Here is an 18674-nt window from a genome sequence, read left to right as displayed (position 1 = left end):
CCTGGCACCACCACCCTCGCTGAGCGCGACCAAAGCCAGAACGCTCAGCCGGTCTACCTCACGTTCGATTTCGATAGAGAGAGTCGTGTCGCCCCTGGCATATACCAGACGACGTAACGCCACTTTGATGAATTTAAAGAACTCACGTTTTGCATACATCCACTCATCACCCTCCTGCGTAAAGAGAGGTGAAGCCAGAAATTGTGCAATCAATTTTCAAAAGATTGGCAATTCTGGGACAAAGGGGATCGACATTGTACAAGGAGGAGTGTTTCATGGCTCGTAAACTGTTCACCGCTCTGACCACGGCGTTACTGTTCGCTCTGTTGATCGTTCCGGCAGCCTTTGCCCAAAGTGGCACTGCCAAAGTTCGCGTCATTCACGCTTCACCCGATGCACCCGCAGTAGATGTGTTTGTCAATGGCAATGCGGTGCTCACAAACGTCGGCTTTTTCGCCGCCAGCCCGTATCTTGACTTACCGGCGGGTACTTACCGGGTACAGGTTGCCCCAACCGGGGCCGGTGCTGGTTCGGCAGTGATTGATGCGAATCTGACCATTGAAGCTGGTCGTGCTTACACGGTTGCTGCGGTTGGGCCGGTGGCCAGCATTCAACCACAGGTCATTGTCGATAACCTGAGCGCTCCTGCGGCCGGTCAGGCAAAAGTGCGCGTGTATCACTTCTCCCCCGATGCGCCGGCAGTAGATGTCAAGCTGGCGAATGGCACCACGCTGATCAGCAATCTGGCCTTCCCCAATGCCAGCGACTACCTCGAAGTGCCGGCTGGGACCTATGATTTGCAGGTAACGCCGGCAGGTGGCAGCGCAGTCGTTATCAACCTGCCGGGAACCACTGTTGATGCCGGTCAGATTTACAGTGTCTTCGCCACCAACTTTGTGGCCAACATCACTCCTCAGCTCGCGGTGACTGCACCGGTCACGACGGCTGCACCGGCAGCTCTGCCGACAACCGGTGGTGATACCCTGCCGTTGGTTGCTCTGTTGGTGATGGCTCTGGCATTAACTGTCGTGGGTGGATTGACTGTGCGCCGCAGCATGCGCTAATCTATTCTGCGCGCGTTTGGTTGTGAGAGAGTAACATCGCCTGCACCATTTGGATCAGGAACCTCACGTCTCGATCAGGAGCGATGTAACAGTCGCTCCTGATTTGTACTTGACATCACATGTGAATTAGTGTATAATTGACAATAAGAGGTTGCCGAACACCTCTTTCTTTTATCGGGATAAATAGTGTTAAAATAACACTTTTAAGGAGGGACGCTATGATAACCCTTGCTCTGCTTGGTCTCATCGTATTCGTGGGCGCAACGGTGGTAGGGATAGCGCTCCCTCGCCCTGTATCGCCGCCGGTTATCTATGTGCGGACTGAAGTACCGCCTCATAACGGGGAAGGAGATGCCGGTTTTGGGTTGTTGATTTTTTTGATCCTGGCTGTCGTTGTGGCACTTGCGGCGCAGTAGAACTTATTTCACCTGAGTTGCTATCTATATTGTGAGCAGGCCACGGAGGCTGACTGCCAGGAACATCACGACATTGCACGCAACACCGTGTGGCGTAACCGCATGAACGATGCGAGGAGCAGCCAGTTCCTATGGCCGCACTTTGTCACGCCTCACTGTAGTAACCCAGGTTATACCCATCCTCTGTGTCCTCCGTGTCTCTGTGGTGATAAAGGTAGCAATTTGGGTTATTTCATAAAAGCTGCGCTATCATGCTACCCAACCATCACACAGGCTCATGAACGCTTGCCAATCACCAACGACAGTATATCCTGCTCCCAGTCTACCGGTATGACAGCGCGAAGGGTTTATGCCTGTCTCCAGTGCCATCACGCGCTGGATTAGCTGCCTTGCCCGCTCGTTATGCGCGTGTTGCGCGGTGTAGAGTGCGGCAGCCATGCTGCCGCAACGGCTGTGCTCACGATCCGGTTCGTGGCAGGCGTTGATCCTGCTGGCGACGAGGATACTGTGGGGCTTGTCACAATCACCGAGTCTGTCAGTAATAAATTGAGATAGCTTCTGGTAGCTGTTTTTTGGAATAAGTTCTAGTGTCACCGGGCAAAATTGAAACTTCAGGCTCTATCTTAACCTTTTGGTAACGACTTCGTAACACCGTGTCACTATTCTGATACCAAGACTTGTCGTAGACATTCGATGGAGCCTGCAATGCGCACTCGTCTCAAACTGAAACCCGGTCAGCGTGGCACCAAGAAGCTACAGGCAATGTATGGGGATCGTCTCGTCTGTGTCCGCTATCGATATGATATCGAGACTGGTCGCCGTTTCAAAACGATTGAATTGATCGTAGATGAAAAAGCCTGGTCACCGCGAGATCATGACGAGGAGCAGTTTGGTCGCATTGGGGACGTTGCGGCCGATTGATTCCCTGGCAATTGCTTGCCGGCGATATGTGAGCCGTTAAATAGGGGTTTGACCTCTGCTTAGGGCAGGGTGTGGCACCGTGCATATATGGGGTGTTTCAGGGAGTGATACCAGCTCTTATGCAAAGGTGGGCCTGGTTCAGGGAATACCTCTGGGCTGAAGTAGCGCACCCCCGATATGCCGAATCAGCGTTCCCGCTCCGCCCAACGTTGGATCACGTCTCGGTGTGGATACCATTGCCAGATAGAGTTCCCCGTGGCGCGTTACCTGGCGTGTGGCAGCCACGCTGCCGCGTCAGCCGTGCTTTCGCTCCGGTGCGGGTCGTGGCGTTTGCTCCGTGAGTCACGCGACACCGTGCGGACATCATCGATAGAAGATGTGACCTGAGCACATCTGGAAGTAGCGGAGTCTTGGCTTAGGGGCACCACCTCTCTCTGCACCGCGGACGCGCCGTATCAGCGTTCACAATCCGCACACAGTGGGATCACGTTTCAGCGTGGATACCGTTGCCAGACAGGGTTACCTGTGTCGTGGCGTTTGGCGTGCAGCAGCACGGCTATCGCAGCAGCCGTGCTTTCGATCAGGTGCGAGTGGCAGCGATTGCTCCGTGAGTCACGAGAACAAGTGTGGTCATCACACGTCTGTCAGGCTTGACCATCCGTGATGAGTTGCCGCGTGTGAGCGGTGGTGTGGGTTGGGGTGCAATCGTTCAGTCTGCCTGTCAACCTTTTTCTCTCGTTCTGTGACAGTAGAAAGGCCACCCCTCGGAGTGTGGCAATAGCTATCATCGGACTGATGAGCAGTAATGCACAGTATCAGTGAAGATTTGATATAAGCCGGGCTTTTCGCCCATCTTACCCGCAGAATTGAACACATCAGATCAAATCTTGACCAATACGGTGCAGCTTCACCGCGACTCTCAATCGTCCTTAGTCAGCCCAGCCCCTGCACGGCGTTTTGTTCCCATGGGGCAGACTGCCAGGCCACGCTTATGCTTCCCCGTCATCAGGAGCACGTACCGACACGGGTACGTGCTGTAAACCGTACCTGCCGGTACACGCGATGAATGCGGCAGCCTGGCTTTCGCACGCCAAACCGTGCGCCACGGGCAATCCGGTCGGAAAACCGTACCCACGCCGGCGTGTGATACCACGGCGTGGGTAGTGTAACTGCCGTTCTCTGTATCTGCGCTCGGACCACTGTTGTCGGCGTGGTGGTGCAACCACGAGCGATGATATATGGCAAACCAGATTTGATATCAGCAGGAGTTACGCAGTTCCTTCCCGATGAAGTATACGTGAGGCGATAAACCGTGTTCACACTTGTTGCACTTGTCGCTCCGTCTCCCGTGTTTCTGGCTGACGATGGAGGTGTACGCTGATGAACCCACCGAAATGTGACGAACTGGATTATATCCACGTTCTGGTCGCAGCGCAGCACGTGTTCAGCAATACAGCAGCAGCACGCTGCCATCCGGGAGCGCCCACGAACCGTCCGGCGCATGCTGCCTCCACGCGTCTGCTGCACCGGTGTCGTGCGGATGGCACTGCCGTGTGGGACGAGGTACGCCCCTGGGTGTCATTGACCACGGGCTGCTTGATGATCGACGACACGACGCTGGACAAGCCATATAGTCGGGCGATGGAGCTGGTTACCCGCCATTGGTCGGGGAAACATCAGCGGGTGGTGGTAGGTATCAATCTGATCAGGATGCTGTGGACTGATGGGAATGCCCACCTGCCCTGTGACTTCCGTATCGACGACAACGCCCACGATGGGTTGACCAAGAACGACCACGTCCGGGCGATGGTGCAGGCGGCGGCCGCACGCGGGTTTCAGCCTCGCCTGCTTGCCTTCGCCAGCTGGTATGCGAGCCTGGAGAACCTGACGCTGGTGCGCTCGCTGCCCTGGCAGTGGCTGACCCACCTGAACGCCAATCGCCTGGGTGATCCTGATGGGTCGGGCAACCGACCGATCCGGGACGTCCCGATTCCGGCTGCGGGCACCATCGTGCATCTGAAGGGCTATGGCTTCATCAAGGTGGTCGCGATAGCCACCCCAGCCGGTGGCAGTGACGACTGGGCCACGAGCGACCTGGCGATGCGTGCCGACCAGTGGGTGGAGGACGCCCGGTACCGGTGGCGGATCGAAGCGTACCATCGCGGGATCACGCAGTACTGTGGCATTGAACGCGCCCAGCACCGCGCCGCTCGTGCCCAGCGGAATCACATCGGTCTGGCGCTGCGGGCCTTCCTCCGCCTGGCATGGCACCGGTTGCGGACAGGCACGTCGTGGTTTGAGGCCACAGCCGCCATCGTCCGTGAGGCGATACGAGCCTACCTGGCTCATCCACGCTCTACCCAGCTCTCAACTGCGTAACTCCTGATCAGATCAAGACATGCGTCCCCTGTCGCTCGTGGCTAACCGCCGTCGGCGGTGCAATCGTCGGCACAAACGCGGGTTCGGCGTCACGTCGCAGGATGGTATGTTTGCGCCAGGCTTCCTCTGATTGCGGGTAATCCTGCCGGAAGTGGCCACCACGGCTCTCAGTACGCAACAAGGCCGCAGTGACGATCAGCCGTGCCGTCAGTCCGGCATTAACAGCAGTGATGTGATCGGCTTCGTCTGGCCCGGCACTGATTGGCCACTCTGCCAGCCTTGCCAGTGCGCTTCGAAGGGTTGATCCGTCTCGCAATGGCCCGGCGGCTCGCATGATTTCGGCCAGTGTAGAGCGCCAATCGGCAGGAAGTGGCGTGGTAATTGGTGCTATCGGAAGCGGATCAGGCATAGGAACGGCTTGCCCGCGATAGGTAGCGGCGGCTTCACCGGCCCGGCGACCAAAGACAAGGCATTCGAGTAACGAGTTGCTGGCCAGCCGATTCGCGCCATGCACACCCGTACAGGCGACCTCACCGGCAGCGAAGAGTCCCGGCAGATTGGTTGCGCCACTCAAATCGGTACGTACCCCTCCCATGAGGTAGTGGGCTGCCGGTGCCACCGGAATCGGATCTCGCACCGGATCAATACCGTCGGCCCGTAAACGGGCACAAATGGTCGGAAAATGATGCTCGATCTGATCAGGTGGCAGATGGGTCAAATCGAGCAAGACGTGATCGCAGCCTTCCTCCTGCATTGCTGCAACAATGCCGCGCGTTACCACATCGCGGGGTGCCAGTTCGGCACGCGGATCGTAGGCCGGCATAAAGCGCCGACCGGTTGGCGTGTAGAGCAATCCACCCTCACCACGGGCAGCTTCGGTGATCAGAAAGCCATAACCGGCGCGGGTGCGATAGACCGTAGGATGAAATTGCACAAACTCCATATCGGCAATCTCGGCTCCGGCGCGGTAGGCCAGCGCAATGCCTTCACCGAGTGCCGTTGGTTGATTACTGGTTAGCCCGTACAACGCACCAGCGCCGCCACTGGCCAGCACGGTTGCCGCCGCCAACACTCGCCACCACGACCCATCAGCCTGGCGTACCAGCGCTCCGACCACGCGCTCATCGGCAGTTAACAATTCGACCGCCTGGGCCTGCTCGCGCACACTGATGAGTGGCGTGGCACGCACTCGCTCGATCAACACCTGGGTTACAGCCCGCCCGGTTGCGTCGCCGACGTGAACAATGCGCCGCCGGGAATGCCCTCCTTCCAGCCCTAACGCAAATTGATCGGCATCGCGCTCGAAAGGTACCCCCAACATCGCCAGCTCACGCATCAGTGCCGGTGCTTCGTGGGCAAGCACTGCCACGGCTGCCGGATCACACAAGCCGGCTCCGGCAGTAAGCGTGTCGGCAACGTGAATGCCAGGCGAGTCGGCCGGGTCCAACGCGGCAGCAATCCCGCCCTGGGCCCAGGCCGAGTTACTTTCGGGGAGTGAACCGCGTGCCAGAACGAGCACGCGCGCACCGCGGGCAGCCGCGGCCAGCGCTGCAGTGAGACCGGCTGCGCCGGCGCCAATGACCAGGACATCAACAAAACGGTCGCGTACCGATGGCATGCGCTGCAGAATGCTGCGTTGAGTAGGAAGGGCTTCCATCATATGCTCCTCTGCCAGGTGTGAGGTGAATACTTCAAATGTGCAAAGATTGCGCAGACCTACAACGCCAGCATTCGGTCAATGGCGATTCTGGCCCGTTCGGCAATCTCCGGCGGTACTGTCACCTGTTCGCGCAGGTCGCGTAGACTGTCGCGCACCTTTGCCAGCGTGATCAGCTTCATGTAGCGACAGCTTATCGACTCATCGATGGGAACAAACTGCTTATCCGGATTGGCTTTGCGCATCCGGTGGAGCACGCCAATCTCGGTGGCAACCACAAAACGGCTGGCCGGTGAGCGGTTGACATGCGCAATCATGCCCTCGGTGGAGAGAATATGCGTGCCCCGACTCTCAATGGCGCCGCGAGCCACATAATCCATTGCGCTACTCACACAGCCACATTCAGGGTGAATCAGAAACTCGGCGTCAGGCATTGCCGCTCGCTTCTGTTCGATCATGGTTGGCCGGATGGCGGCATGGACGTGACACTCGCCGGCCCAAATCTTGAGCGGTCGCCCTGTTTTGTGGCGTAGATAACTGCCGAGAAACATATCAGGCAAAAACAAGATGGTTTTATCGGCGGGGATGGCGTTAATAACTCGCTCGGCATTGCCCGACGTGCAGCAATAATCACTTTCTGCCTTGACAGCAGCACTGGTATTTACATAACTTACAACAACCGCACCTGGATTCGCAGCTTTCCACGCTCGTAACTGCTCTACGGTAATCGAGTCGGCCAGCGAGCAGCCGGCGTTTGCATCGGGAATGAGTACCGTCCGCTGCGGATTAAGGATGGCGGCAGTCTCGGCCATAAAGTAGACACCGCACACCATAATGACGTCAGCGTCGGTCCGGGCTGCGGCCTGCGCCATACCCAGCGAGTCGCCGACATAATCGGCAATCTCCTGAATTTCGCCGTATTCGTAATTATGTGCCAGGATGATCGCATTGCGTTGGCGCCGGAGGTCAGCAATTTCGGCGATGAGGCTGGCAGCCGTTTCACCGGTTGTTTCGTAGATCTGGGCGACCATGAGATATTCTCCGATTTAGTGTTATTATTACACTTTTAACAATTGCGATGAGTATACACCTCCGACGAGATATTGTCAAGAGGTCACTAACAAAAATGTTAGCCAACTAGCCCTTTTTTCCCCCTTCTCTTTTGCCGACTTTGGCTGCACAATAGGTCTATCAAGGCGAATCGTAGCTATGCAGAGATGTCTCATCCCCTGCATCTGTTGCCATCTGCCGGGCGTAACCTCGAAACAAACTTCGGCGACGAGTCGTTTAGGTATATACAGGTAAATACCTTCCGCATCGTCGGAGTAGTATAGTATATGGACACTATAATGACCGGGCAGTTGACTGAATGGCGTGATCTGGAAGGCTACCTTGAGCCACATCAGCTTGCCGATTTGATCACAACCGGCGATTTAGCCGCCGGAGTACGTGCGCGCCTGGGCAGTGATTTGCGGGCCAGGCTGGCAGCGCACGCTGCTTATATTCCGGCGCGTATTGTTCACCAGCAACTGGCCGATCCGCAGCCCGGTCGTACCGGTGGCTCGTTTTGGGAAGGATCGCTCCTTTTCGCTGACCTCTCCGGTTTTACCGCGCTGTCGGAGCGCCTGTCAGAGTTAGGGCGCCAGGGGGCAGAAGAGGTTTCGGCTATCGTTAACCGATTGTTTGCCGCCTTGCTGCATGAAGCGCAGGTGCGGGGTGGGGTGTTGCTCAAGTTTGGTGGTGATGCTCTGACCGTTTTTTTCGATGCAACGACTCTGAACGATGATCACGCGCTTGCTGCCTGCGCCGCCGCCCTGGCGATGCAGAGTCGGATGGGGGAATTTGCCCAACTCTCAACGCGGCTAGACAATTTTTCCTTGCGTTTGCGCGTTGGGGTTCACGCTGGGCGAGTCTTTGCTGCCGAGGTTGGCGATCAGAGTCATATTGAACTGGTGGTCACCGGACCGGAAGTAAATCGGGTTGCATTGGCGCAAGAGATTGCTGCACCGGGTGAGGTTGTTGTCAGTGACCAAATCTTGCGGTGTATTGCAGGTTATCGGGTTGAACCGCGTCAGGCGGGGTTTTATCATCTCCTCGATCTGCAACCAACAGTAATCCCGTCGGTGCCGTCGTTAACCTGGTCGCTCAGTGGCCCGGATGATCTGGCAACGCTGAATCGGCTGGCCCGCCAGCTCAATGCTCTCCAGCCCTATCTTGTCCACCGCTTACCACGCCGTTTTCTCGATCCTGCTGCCGGCGAATTGGGTGAATTTCGCCCAGTGACCGTGCTCTTCGCCAACGTCTACGATTTTTCCCGCTATCTCATCAAGCTCGATAGCGATCCGGAACTGGCTGCGGCTATCTTCAATGCCTACTATCGACGTGTGCAGGCAGTGGTTCATCACTACGAGGGTATCATCAACAAAGTCGATATGTATACCCACGGTGATAAACTCATGGCCTTGTTTGGCGCACCTACAGCTCACGAAGACGATCCGATCCGTGCTGTGCGGTGTGCCCTTGAATTGCGTACAGTCATCCAGGAGGCAAACCAGGAGATCGGTAAGTTAGCGGGAACCCTTGCCCCGCCACTGGCTCAGAAGATCGGTATTAATACCGGTACTGTCTTTGCCGGGCGGGTTGGTGGTGCGGCACGTTATGAATATACCGTGATGGGGCCGGCGGTGAATCTGGCCGCACGCCTGATGGCTGCCGCTCCGGAGGGGGCTATCTACCTCTCGCCAAGCTCGCAGATGGCCGTGCAGGATCAGGTTGTCTTGCAGGCCGCTGCACCGCTGACCTTGAAAGGGCTGAGTGAACCGGTTACACCGGCACAGGTTGTCAGCATTGCCCCCGTCTCCAACCGCCATGACGATGAGCAACTGGCGGTAGCACCTCTGATTGGACGTGATGCCGAGCTGAAACAGGTGTTAACCACAGCCCGTACTGCGCTGCGCGGACGTGGCGCCACGATTGCACTGGTTGGGGAAGCAGGTGCCGGTAAATCACGCCTGGCCGAGGAGGCAATTCAGCGATTGGTCATTGACTCGACGGTCCATCAGGATGACTATGAGGATGTGCCACCGTTCACCATTCTCTTTGGCGATTGTCAAAGCTACGAACAACGTACTGCCTATGCGGCGATCCGCGCACCATTGATCAGTGCTCTGGGTCTTGATGCACGGAGTGCACCAGATCAATTAGCTGCCAATGTCGTTCATCGCCTTGAACACCTGGTACCGGAACTCAGCCGCTTTGCACCGCTGCTGGCCGATGCGCTGGCGTTGCCGATTGCTGATACGCCGTTAACTGGCGGGTTGTCCTCTCAACAACGCCATGATCGATTGCAAGAGCTATTGGTTGAGATCTTTCTCCGTCTGGCTACTCGTGAGTCGCTTCTGCTGATCCTGGAAGATTGCCATTGGGCCGACTCGCCATCGCTCGAGGTCCTTGAGCGGTTGAGTAAGGCTGTTTCAGGCCGTCGTCTGGTCTTGTTACTCACCTACCGTCCTGAAATGGTATCACCAGCCCCATGGGATAGTCATCCCAACACCATCCGCATCGAATTAGGTGAGCTACGGCCAGAAGACAGCCGGGCACTGTTAGAAGCACTCCTCGGCGGACCGCCGCCGGAAGAGATGTTGCCGCTGCTGGATCGCACTCAGGGTAATCCCTTCTTCATCGAGGAGTTGGTACGGGCATTAGTTCGTGATCGGCTGTTGATTCGCGACAGCGCAGGTGCTGCGTGGCGATTGGCTCGTCCGGTTGAAAAGATCGAGCTGCCCCGCAGTATTGAAGGGTTGCTGATTGCCCGCCTCGACCGTCTGGATGAACCACGCCAGGAGCTGGTGCAGGTTGCTTCTGTCATTGGCCGACGTTTCCAGCGCCCGGTGGTAGAGGGCGTCTACTCTAACCCGCCGGTGCTCGATGAGAGCCTGGAGCGCCTGATCGATCATGAGTTGATCCAGGCCGATCAGCAGGAGCGCATTCTGGCCTACATCTTCCGGCATGCGCTGTTGCGTGATGTTGCCTACGAGGGCATTCTGTACGCTCGCCGGCGCATGTTACACGCTCGTGTGGCCCGGCGGATCGAAGAGATTGCTGCGCATCAGCTCGAAGAACAATACGCAGTGCTGGCGTGGCATTTTTTGCAGGCCGAAGAGTGGCAGCCGGCACTACATTATCATCTCCTGGCTGCCGCTCAGGCGCATCGTCGCTTTGCCAATCGCGATGCGCTGGCGCTGTACACAACGGCCCTGAAAATTGCGCCGTACCTGGCGACAGTATGGGACCCAAATCGCTTAATCGACCGGGTCGCCGAAATTCATGAAGCAATTGGCGATATTCATCTGACATTGGGTGAATATGATGAAGCAGAGCGGAATTTTCGCGAAGCACTTCAGTTAAGCCTGCCTTCTGCCGATCAACCGGTAAGCGAGCGCTGGCTGCGCCTGCACCGTATGCTGGCCTCAGTCGAAGAGCGACGCTCGAATTATCAGCAGGCGTTTGCGCTGTTAACCGAAGGGATGTCCCGCGCTCATCAAGGGTTGTTGGCCGAAACCGCCCGTTGTTATCTGCTTGGTGCCGGAATTGCCTACCGCACCGGCGATTATACCCACGCAATGGAATGGGCGAATATCGGTTACAGGCTGGCTGTGGAGAGTGCTAGTCTGACGGATCAGGCCAGAGCGCTCAAAATTATCGGCAATATCGCCAGTGATCAGGGAAATCGGACACAGGCTGTCGAAGCCCTCAATCAGGCACGTACTCTTTACGAACAAGCGAACATGCCGGCTGGTTTGTGTGATGTGCTCAATGACCTGGGCCGTGTCTATACCCAGGCCGGACGTTGGGCCGAGACCATCGCGGTGTTTGAGCAGTCAATGGCGATTTCCGAGGCCATTGGCGATGTACTGGCTACGGCTCGCACGGCCAATAATCTGGCGGTTGTGCTGGTGGGTCGGAATGAACTCGAACGGGCCGGTAAGCTGTACCAGCGTGCCGGTGAACTCTTCGCCCGCCTTGGTTCCCGGCTGGGTGTAGCGGTGACGGGCTATAATCGCGGTGAGGTGTTACTCAATCAAGGACATGCCGCTGCTGCCCTGGATCTGTTCATCACGGCGATTACCGATCTGGAGTCAATTAATGCCCGCAGCTTTCTGCCAGAAGTTCTCCGACTGGCGGCGCTGGCCGCACTGGCACTGGAGGACGTTGCAGGTGCGCGTGCATACGCACAACGTTCGCTAACGATTGCCGAAGAATTAGGCCAGGCCGATGATGCGGCGATTGCAGAGCGGGTGTTGGGTGAAATTGCCCTCGCGGCAGGTGATTTGTCAACTGCTGCCGAATTGTTCGAGCGGAGTGGCAATACGCTGGCTGCGTTGGGCAATCGTTATGAACTCGGTAAGGTTCGTTATCAACAGGCTCGTCTGGAGTTGGCGCGTAAACAGTATTCGACAGCAGCGGCAGCTCGCGCTGAAGCACTTGCTATCTTCACCGAACTCGACGCCCAACGCGATCTGGCGCTTACCAATGCTTTACCGGTTTGAGAGCAACCCTCCCCTGGGTAAAGGAGAATCCTATGCAACGCCTTCTGTTCGCATTGGTGTGTTTCGCTCTTCTTGTGGCGCCGATGGCGTTGGATATGCGTCCGCAACCGGCAACCGCGGCTTCACCTTCACCGGTGCGTCTCACTGAGATCACCAATTTACCGGAAATTGCCGAGATCGAGCCAAATAACCGGATCACGCCGCCCGGTGTTTCGGCCCAACAAATTGCGTCCGGTCGCACCGATAGCTGGCGACAGCCGATTACCGGTGTGATTACCTCTTCTATCGATATTGACTACTTCTATTTCGATATTAGTGCCCCAGGTTCGCTGGTGACGATTGAACTCACCAACTTGACTGCTGACTACGATCTGGTCTTCGGTGGTGGGGTTGATCCGGCAACCGGGCAGGGTGGTGCCACGAATACCTTTGAATTCGATGCCGGTCAATCTGGTTTAGAGGATGTTACCCAGATCGGTGGACAGATCGCCTCAATCGGTGGGCAGATTGCCTCGATTGGCGGTCAGATCGCCTCAATCGGTGGACAGATCGCCTCAATCGGTGGACAGATTGCCTCGATTGGCGGTCAGATCGCCTCAATCGGTGGACAGATTGCCTCCATTAGTGTCAATCCGGGCAACAATGACGAGCAAATCGAGATTATTGTCTGGCAGCCAGGGCGCTATTTTGTCGCGGTTGCTCCTTCCAACGCTGGCGAAACCAGCTCTCAACCGTACCGACTCACCATTACGCTCGAACGGAGCACATTGCAATCGTTAGGGCCGGCACCGCACGTGCAGTTTCTGACCGATAGACCTGATCCTGATGTTACTACGCTCTACATCATCAATTCCGCTCGGATGCAGGGGGTATACCCTGGTGAACTTACGGCAATTAATGCTATTACGACGACCCTCTCTTCATCCACTGGCTATTCTGGGCTTACGCAACTGGTCTGGGGTGAGTCTGAAAATGCCCTGATCCTGGAGAAAGGTGCCGTCATCGATCTGGCAAACCTGGAAGTGATTACCGGTACGCTGCCGTTTAGTCAATTGCTCAACGACTGGTCGCAACCGGCTAATCAATCAAATCCGCTCTATGCGAATTATCTGGCCCAGATCATTGACCATGTGATCGAAGCGGCTATCGCACCTGCTGGGAATGGTCTTTCACGTGATGTGCGGGTTCGTTACCGGATGCGAGCCAATAACGACTCCAATCTGGGTAATGAAACCAACCAGACAACACCATACCCGAATGTGCGCAATATCGTGTTGGTTGGCGGGGATGAGATTATCCCCTTCTTCCGTCTACCCGATCTGACAACGATTGCCAACGAAGCCGATTACCTCGACTATTTGAAGACGATTGATCCGAATACGAACGGTGCGAGTCTTATTTCACCCAACAATCCACTCGGTGCAGCATTGCGCAACCGCATGCTGCTTAGTGATAACCCCTATGGCGCCGACCGACCCTACCGCTTTTACGGGTTTCCACTCTTCGTGCCGCGGCTGGCTGTAGGCCGCATTGTTGAAAGACCCTCCGAGATTGCCGATTTTCTGCGTCGCAACGCACCCGGATTTGGCGAGGAGAATATATATCTGCGTGATGATTTCTACTATCCACGCAGCCTGTCTATCACCGGCTACGACTTCTTGATTGACGGGGCTAACGCAATCTCGCGCACCTTGCAGCAGGCAACCAGTATCAGCGTCACGAAGCGGGTCTTAAACAATAATACCTGGAATCGTGCGCAGTTTGAAGCCGAATGGCTTGAGCAACCGCTTGACACACCGGGCTTCTTTTCTTCTCCTCTGGAGTTCTATTCTGATACTCAGACCCTCGTCAGTTCGCTCAATGCTCACTTCGATCACTGGCAACTGATCCCGGCAGTTAGCGGTAGTGGGAATCCGAACTTCCCTGCCGATCGCATTCTGTCGGTGGGTTATTCTTCAGGATTTCCGTCTGCTATCCCGTCTAGCTCGTGTGACTTCTATCCTTCTATTTGCCCTGGCTTCTTCTACAACACGCTCTACTATTCAGTGGGCTGTCATAGTGGGTACAATGTGCCGTATCTCGCCATCGATCAATCACTTGGGCCGCGTATCGATTTCTACGCTGCCGATTTTGCCCAGGCGTTCAATCGCCATGCCGGGAACTGGATCGGGAATACCGGCTATGGCTATGGGACGCTTGATGGCGTGGATTACAGTGAGCGTTTGGCGGCGTTGCTGACCCAAGAGCTGGTACGGAATGAGGTGCGCCCCGACCCTATGGCAGAAAACGGTGAAACCTACGTGGGGCGCAGTATCGGCGAGGCGCTGGTCAATGCGAAGCTCCGCTATCTGCGCACCTCACTCGGTCTCAATGCCTACGACTACAAGGTGCTGGCAATCACCACCCTTTACGGCTTGCCGTGGAAGCGTATCTTCGTGGATAACCCATTGTCGGCACCGGTCGAAGACCTGAATGCTGAGCTGCCCGCCGGTGACCGTACCGCACCCACGCCGATTGCCGGTAGTCAACTCACCCGCACGATAACCTTTACTATCAACTATGACACCAACTATCTGGAACCAACTCGCAGTGGTCAGCGTATCCGGCTAGATGCCAGCAACTTTACAATTAGCGATACATTCTTACTTGCCAGTACCTTTAACGTTACCCCAACGGTTACTATCCTTAATAATAACCTGATCGGGATGCCGGGATTACCCGCCTTTACTTACGACATCACCGCATTGTCGGGTAGCGATGACGATAGTGAACGTAATCCGTTGGTAGTGCGTGACATTATCTTCGTAGGTGGTCAGTACAATACGGTGAACAATTTCAATCCAACGATTACACAAATCGTGACCGAAACTTTTGAGCCGTTGATCACCACGACGATTGAACCCGATTTCAGCGCCGGGATTGGCTTCTGGGTGCCTGATCGCTTCTTCGGTCATAGTCGCACCGAGGGCGACAACGGCCCTCGTGATACCCTCATCAGTACTGCGGCCCAGTTCCGGGCGACCGATGGTGTTACCGGTACGTTGCGCACCTATACGCAGCTTGTCTTCCAGGTGCTCTACACTGATCCAGAGGCCGAAGATGCTGAAGAGGCGCTGGCTGACCAGACACCGCCAGTAATAGAGCGGGTGCGCATCGCCGGTCAGGATGTAAATCTGCAAAGTGTCTCAACCTTGATCGAGGTCTTTGTCAGCGATCCAGATAATCCCACCAATCCACAGGTCACTCTAACAGGTGTCTATCTTGCCGATGATAATGTGACCTGGACGCCACTCACTTTCTCGCAGGATAGCCAGAATCCACGCCGCTGGACGGCCAGTGTGCCACGACCCTGGCCTGATGTACGGCTCATCATTACAGCGATTGATCAGGCCGGTAATTCGGTGATGTACACGGCAAAAGGGCAGTTTACGCCACCGACGTATCAGCTCTTCCTGCCGGTAATAAATCGTAATCAATCGGCTCTTTCCGGTGATGATGATGCCGGCGGTAGTGCAATGGGTGGTCAGTTGTATTTACCTATCGTTTCCCAGGATGCAGCGAAATTAGTGCGCGAATAGGGTCAAGGTTAATTAAGAGGTGTGAGTCTGGTGGCGTTTTGCTAAGCTCCATTGGCTTGACAAGATTGTTCGATGGCTATAGTGAGGAGAACTGAGGTAGTTGCAGGTTGTAGTGTAGAGCAGTCCTGCTGCCCCCAGTTCTCCTTACGTTCTCTCGCTGTATTATCAAATCTTGAGCAATACCGGAAACTGGATATGAAGCAAGTTCTACCCTGACGATATGGGAGCGATCCCGATCCCCATTGCCTACAACAAATGCTCTCGCGCCCAGAGTGCAGCCTGAGTGCGGTCGCGTACTGCCAGCTTGGCGAAAATCACGCTTAAATGATTCTTAACGGTTCCTACACTCAGCGCAAGTTGTTCGCCGATCTCTTGATTGGTGTAGCCTTGGGCCAGTAGTCGCAAAATGTCGCGTTCGCGTGGTGTGAGGATGCTGGTAACATCGGATGGCGATGAGGAAGCGGTGACTGGTGTGGGAGCCAGACTGGCCAGGCGTGGCAATAATTGCGCAATGATCTGCGGGTGAATCAGCGCACCGCCTCCAGCAACAGTGCGAATGCTATCGGCCAATACTCGATGATCGACATCTTTCAGCAGGTAACCACGAGCGCCGGCAGCGATTGATTGCAGGACCCGTTCATCATCGTGGAAGGTAGTTAACATAATTACTGCTGGGCGTGGGCCGCGTTCGGCAAGTTTCCGCGTCGCTTCTACCCCATCCATGACCGGCATCATCACATCCATAAGCACCACATCGGGATCGAGTGATGCAACCAGCTCAAGCGCCTCGCGCCCATTCCCGGCCTGACCAACAACTTCGATATCAGCTTTGCGCGACAGCAAGGTCGCGATACCGGTGCGAATGAGAGCCTGATCATCGACTATCAGAACGCGGATCGTCATCGTTATTCCTCGTGGTCAATCGGAAGCACCAGCCGTAATCGCCAGCCTCCTTCCGGTAATGCACCGGCTTCGATCCCGCCTCCCAGCAACTCTGCCCGTTCTCGTAATCCAACCAGCCCAAAACTCCCGCTCCCCAGATCGATGTGTGATCGTGGTTGATCCGAACGATCATTATTGGTGACTGTTACAACCACGTAACCACCTTCGGCGCTGACGTAGACGATAATCGTATCGGCACTGGCATGCTTGCAAGCGTTGGTCAAGCCCTCTTGGACTGCCCGGTAGACACAGTGCGCTACCGGAGCAGGTAATTGATTGATCTCACCATGAAGGTTCAGATCAACTGTAATCCCTGTACTCTGGGCACATTGACGTACCAACTGGTGCAGGTTCTGCGTCAGTTCTTCAGGCTGGAGGGATAAATCAGCGTCAACTACTGCCAGCAGACTTTGCCAGGCGCTGTGCAGCAATTCCCGGCTATGCGCCAGATGGTCACGGGCGGCTGTCGGGTCTTCTGTAGCCAGATCGGCGGCCAGTTGGAGTTCGAGGTTTATCAAGACCAGCTTTGAACCCAGATCGTCGTGCATTTCACGGGCAAAGCGTGATCGTTCTGCCGCAATCGTAATGGTTTGAATCTCGTTTGCCTGTTGCTGCATCTCGGCAGCGAGTAATTGCATTTGCCACTCGACCTGCTGACGCCGACGCAACTGATAGCGCGCCAGGATGAGCGGTGCCCCTACCAGCGCCACGGCAACGCCGAGACCGAGAATGGTGGCAGCATCAAGGGTTAGCGATTGCCAGAAACCGATGCCTAGCAAGAGCAGTGGAAAGATACTGCCGAAGAAGATCAATTGCAGGGTCGAAAGCCGGCTGGCCATTTGCCATGCCACCAACAGCAATCCCCAGAGAAGCGGTATCAGATTGGTCACTGCTGCCATCAACGTAATGGTCAGCGTTTGCACTACCAGGCCAATCTGGATGAAGATGGTCTGCCGAACGTGTTGGGTACAGGCACTGGCTACAATCAGCAGGCCACCAAGTACCACCAGCCAGAGCAAGGCTGGCAGCGAGAGTGGATTGGGCTGGATAAGTGCCAGGCCTACCGAAAGACTGACAAAGAGCGATGGTAGGAGCCAGGCCAGCACAGAGTATGGGCGAGGTGCAATCAGGGTTTCTTCTAACGTGTTTGCCAGTGCCAGTCGTGCTGGTTGCCGGGTATCGTCACTCTGGAAACGGAGAGCAGTGACTGCGGCACGCAGGCGATCAATTGCAGTTGCGGCAGCGGCACGTGGCAGATCGAGCACTGCATGTAAGCGATGTAAGTTGGTTTGGGCAACCGCCAGCGCACCCGTGATACTTTGTTCGGCCTGTGCCAGTGCCTGCTGAACTTCGTCGGCCAGTAGATGCAATAGCCGTTGCCGTTCTTCGTGGGCCACGCGCTGCTGAACATCGCGGAGGAATGTCGAGAAAGCTGCTGAGCGCTGCTGCATCTGCTGTAGCATCTGCTGAACCTGTTCACTGCGCCGGAGATGCCGGGCGTAGATAAAGGCGGCGATGATAGCGCAGGTAGCGGGGAAAGCTATCGCGAGGTTACTCTCTAGCCATCCAATCAGGTCATGCGAGAGGCGGTAACGCACGATTGCCCAGATCATCCAAATGCCGACAGCCATTATTGCCCATAACCATGGCCGGAAGAGCATAATGCCCTGCAGAACCAGGATGAGATAGATGTAGTCAATCAAAGGTGTTGGGTACAGTAGTTGCGCACCGGCCGCAGCGGCCAGCTCAAGACCAATCAGTATCACCTGTCCCCATACGGTCAGGAGGCGCAGGGGGGTAATCCATGCCAGCCCAACCATACCCACTAAACAGGCCAGCATACCGATCAGTCGGGGCCAGGCCGTCCGCAGTACCGGGTCACTCAGAGCACTCAAAGCAACAACCAGCACCACCAGCGAGAGCAGCACAAGGAACGCTAATGCTGCTCGCTGATAACGGGAAATGACGGCTTGCATGAATGACGATATGCGGTGTTTCATACCATGAAGTGTATCACATCGTGCAAACCATTCGTGCAATTCAGGTTGTACGGGCCACTCATAGCTGCTCTTCGGTTGAGGATTGCAGTGTTGGTTGGACTGCAAAAACCTGTCGGGTGAGGCAGACGAAAATCTTTCCTTCGTCTACCTCGCCCGACGTGATACAGG

Annotated in this window: 10 protein-coding genes; 6 read left to right on the top strand and 4 right to left on the bottom strand. The window is 56.0% G+C overall.

Annotated elements, in window-relative coordinates; all coding sequences use genetic code 11:
* Positions 1-275 precede the first annotated feature (275 nt).
* The 4 genes from CAUR_RS07340 to CAUR_RS07325 all read left to right on the top strand — a co-directional run bounded on the left by CAUR_RS07340 (position 276) and on the right by CAUR_RS07325 (position 4780).
* Positions 276-1064, top strand: a complete 789-nt coding sequence (locus CAUR_RS07340) for a DUF4397 domain-containing protein (protein WP_012257289.1) — start codon at positions 276-278, stop codon at positions 1062-1064.
* 218 nt (positions 1065-1282) lie between these two features.
* Positions 1283-1480 carry a hypothetical protein gene (locus CAUR_RS07335; RefSeq protein ID WP_012257288.1) on the top strand — a complete coding sequence of 66 codons (198 nt, stop codon included), beginning with the start codon at positions 1283-1285 and terminating at the stop codon, positions 1478-1480.
* A gap of 705 nt (positions 1481-2185) precedes the next feature.
* Positions 2186-2401 carry a hypothetical protein gene (locus CAUR_RS07330; protein WP_012257287.1) on the top strand — a complete coding sequence of 72 codons (216 nt, stop codon included), beginning with the start codon at positions 2186-2188 and terminating at the stop codon, positions 2399-2401.
* A 1380-nt stretch (positions 2402-3781) separates the two neighbouring features.
* Positions 3782-4780, top strand: coding sequence for an IS701 family transposase (locus tag CAUR_RS07325; RefSeq protein WP_012257286.1), 999 nt, complete (start codon positions 3782-3784; stop codon positions 4778-4780).
* 7 nt (positions 4781-4787) lie between these two features.
* On the opposite strand, the gene nadB is transcribed toward CAUR_RS07325, so the two are convergent.
* Positions 4788-6440 carry an L-aspartate oxidase gene (nadB, locus tag CAUR_RS07320; protein WP_242605096.1) on the bottom strand — a complete coding sequence of 551 codons (1653 nt, stop codon included), beginning with the start codon at positions 6438-6440 and terminating at the stop codon, positions 4788-4790.
* 56 nt (positions 6441-6496) lie between these two features.
* Positions 6497-7468, bottom strand: a complete 972-nt coding sequence (nadA, locus tag CAUR_RS07315; RefSeq protein WP_012257284.1) for a quinolinate synthase NadA — start codon at positions 7466-7468, stop codon at positions 6497-6499.
* Positions 7469-7774: 306 nt separating this feature from the next.
* Here nadA and CAUR_RS07310 point away from each other — a divergent pair, with 306 nt between their 5' ends.
* Complete coding sequence (locus CAUR_RS07310) at positions 7775-11986, top strand: adenylate/guanylate cyclase domain-containing protein (RefSeq protein WP_012257283.1); 4212 nt, start codon at positions 7775-7777, stop codon at positions 11984-11986.
* 32 nt (positions 11987-12018) lie between these two features.
* On the top strand, positions 12019-15564 hold the full coding sequence (locus CAUR_RS07305; protein ID WP_012257282.1) for a peptidase: 3546 nt from the start codon (positions 12019-12021) through the stop codon (positions 15562-15564).
* A gap of 246 nt (positions 15565-15810) precedes the next feature.
* Here CAUR_RS07305 and CAUR_RS07300 read toward each other — a convergent pair whose 3' ends face one another.
* Positions 15811-16467, bottom strand: a complete 657-nt coding sequence (locus tag CAUR_RS07300) for a response regulator (protein WP_012257281.1) — start codon at positions 16465-16467, stop codon at positions 15811-15813.
* Positions 16468-16469: 2 nt separating this feature from the next.
* A complete protein-coding gene (locus tag CAUR_RS07295) occupies positions 16470-18482 on the bottom strand; it encodes a sensor histidine kinase (RefSeq protein WP_012660665.1) in 2013 nt (670 codons plus the stop codon).
* Between the last annotated feature and the right edge of the window lie 192 nt (positions 18483-18674).

It is taken from the genome of Chloroflexus aurantiacus J-10-fl, from assembly GCF_000018865.1.
Lineage (GTDB): Bacteria > Chloroflexota > Chloroflexia > Chloroflexales > Chloroflexaceae > Chloroflexus > Chloroflexus aurantiacus.
Note: the sequence above shows the minus strand (reverse complement) of the source record. Positions and strands in the feature narration are given on the sequence as shown.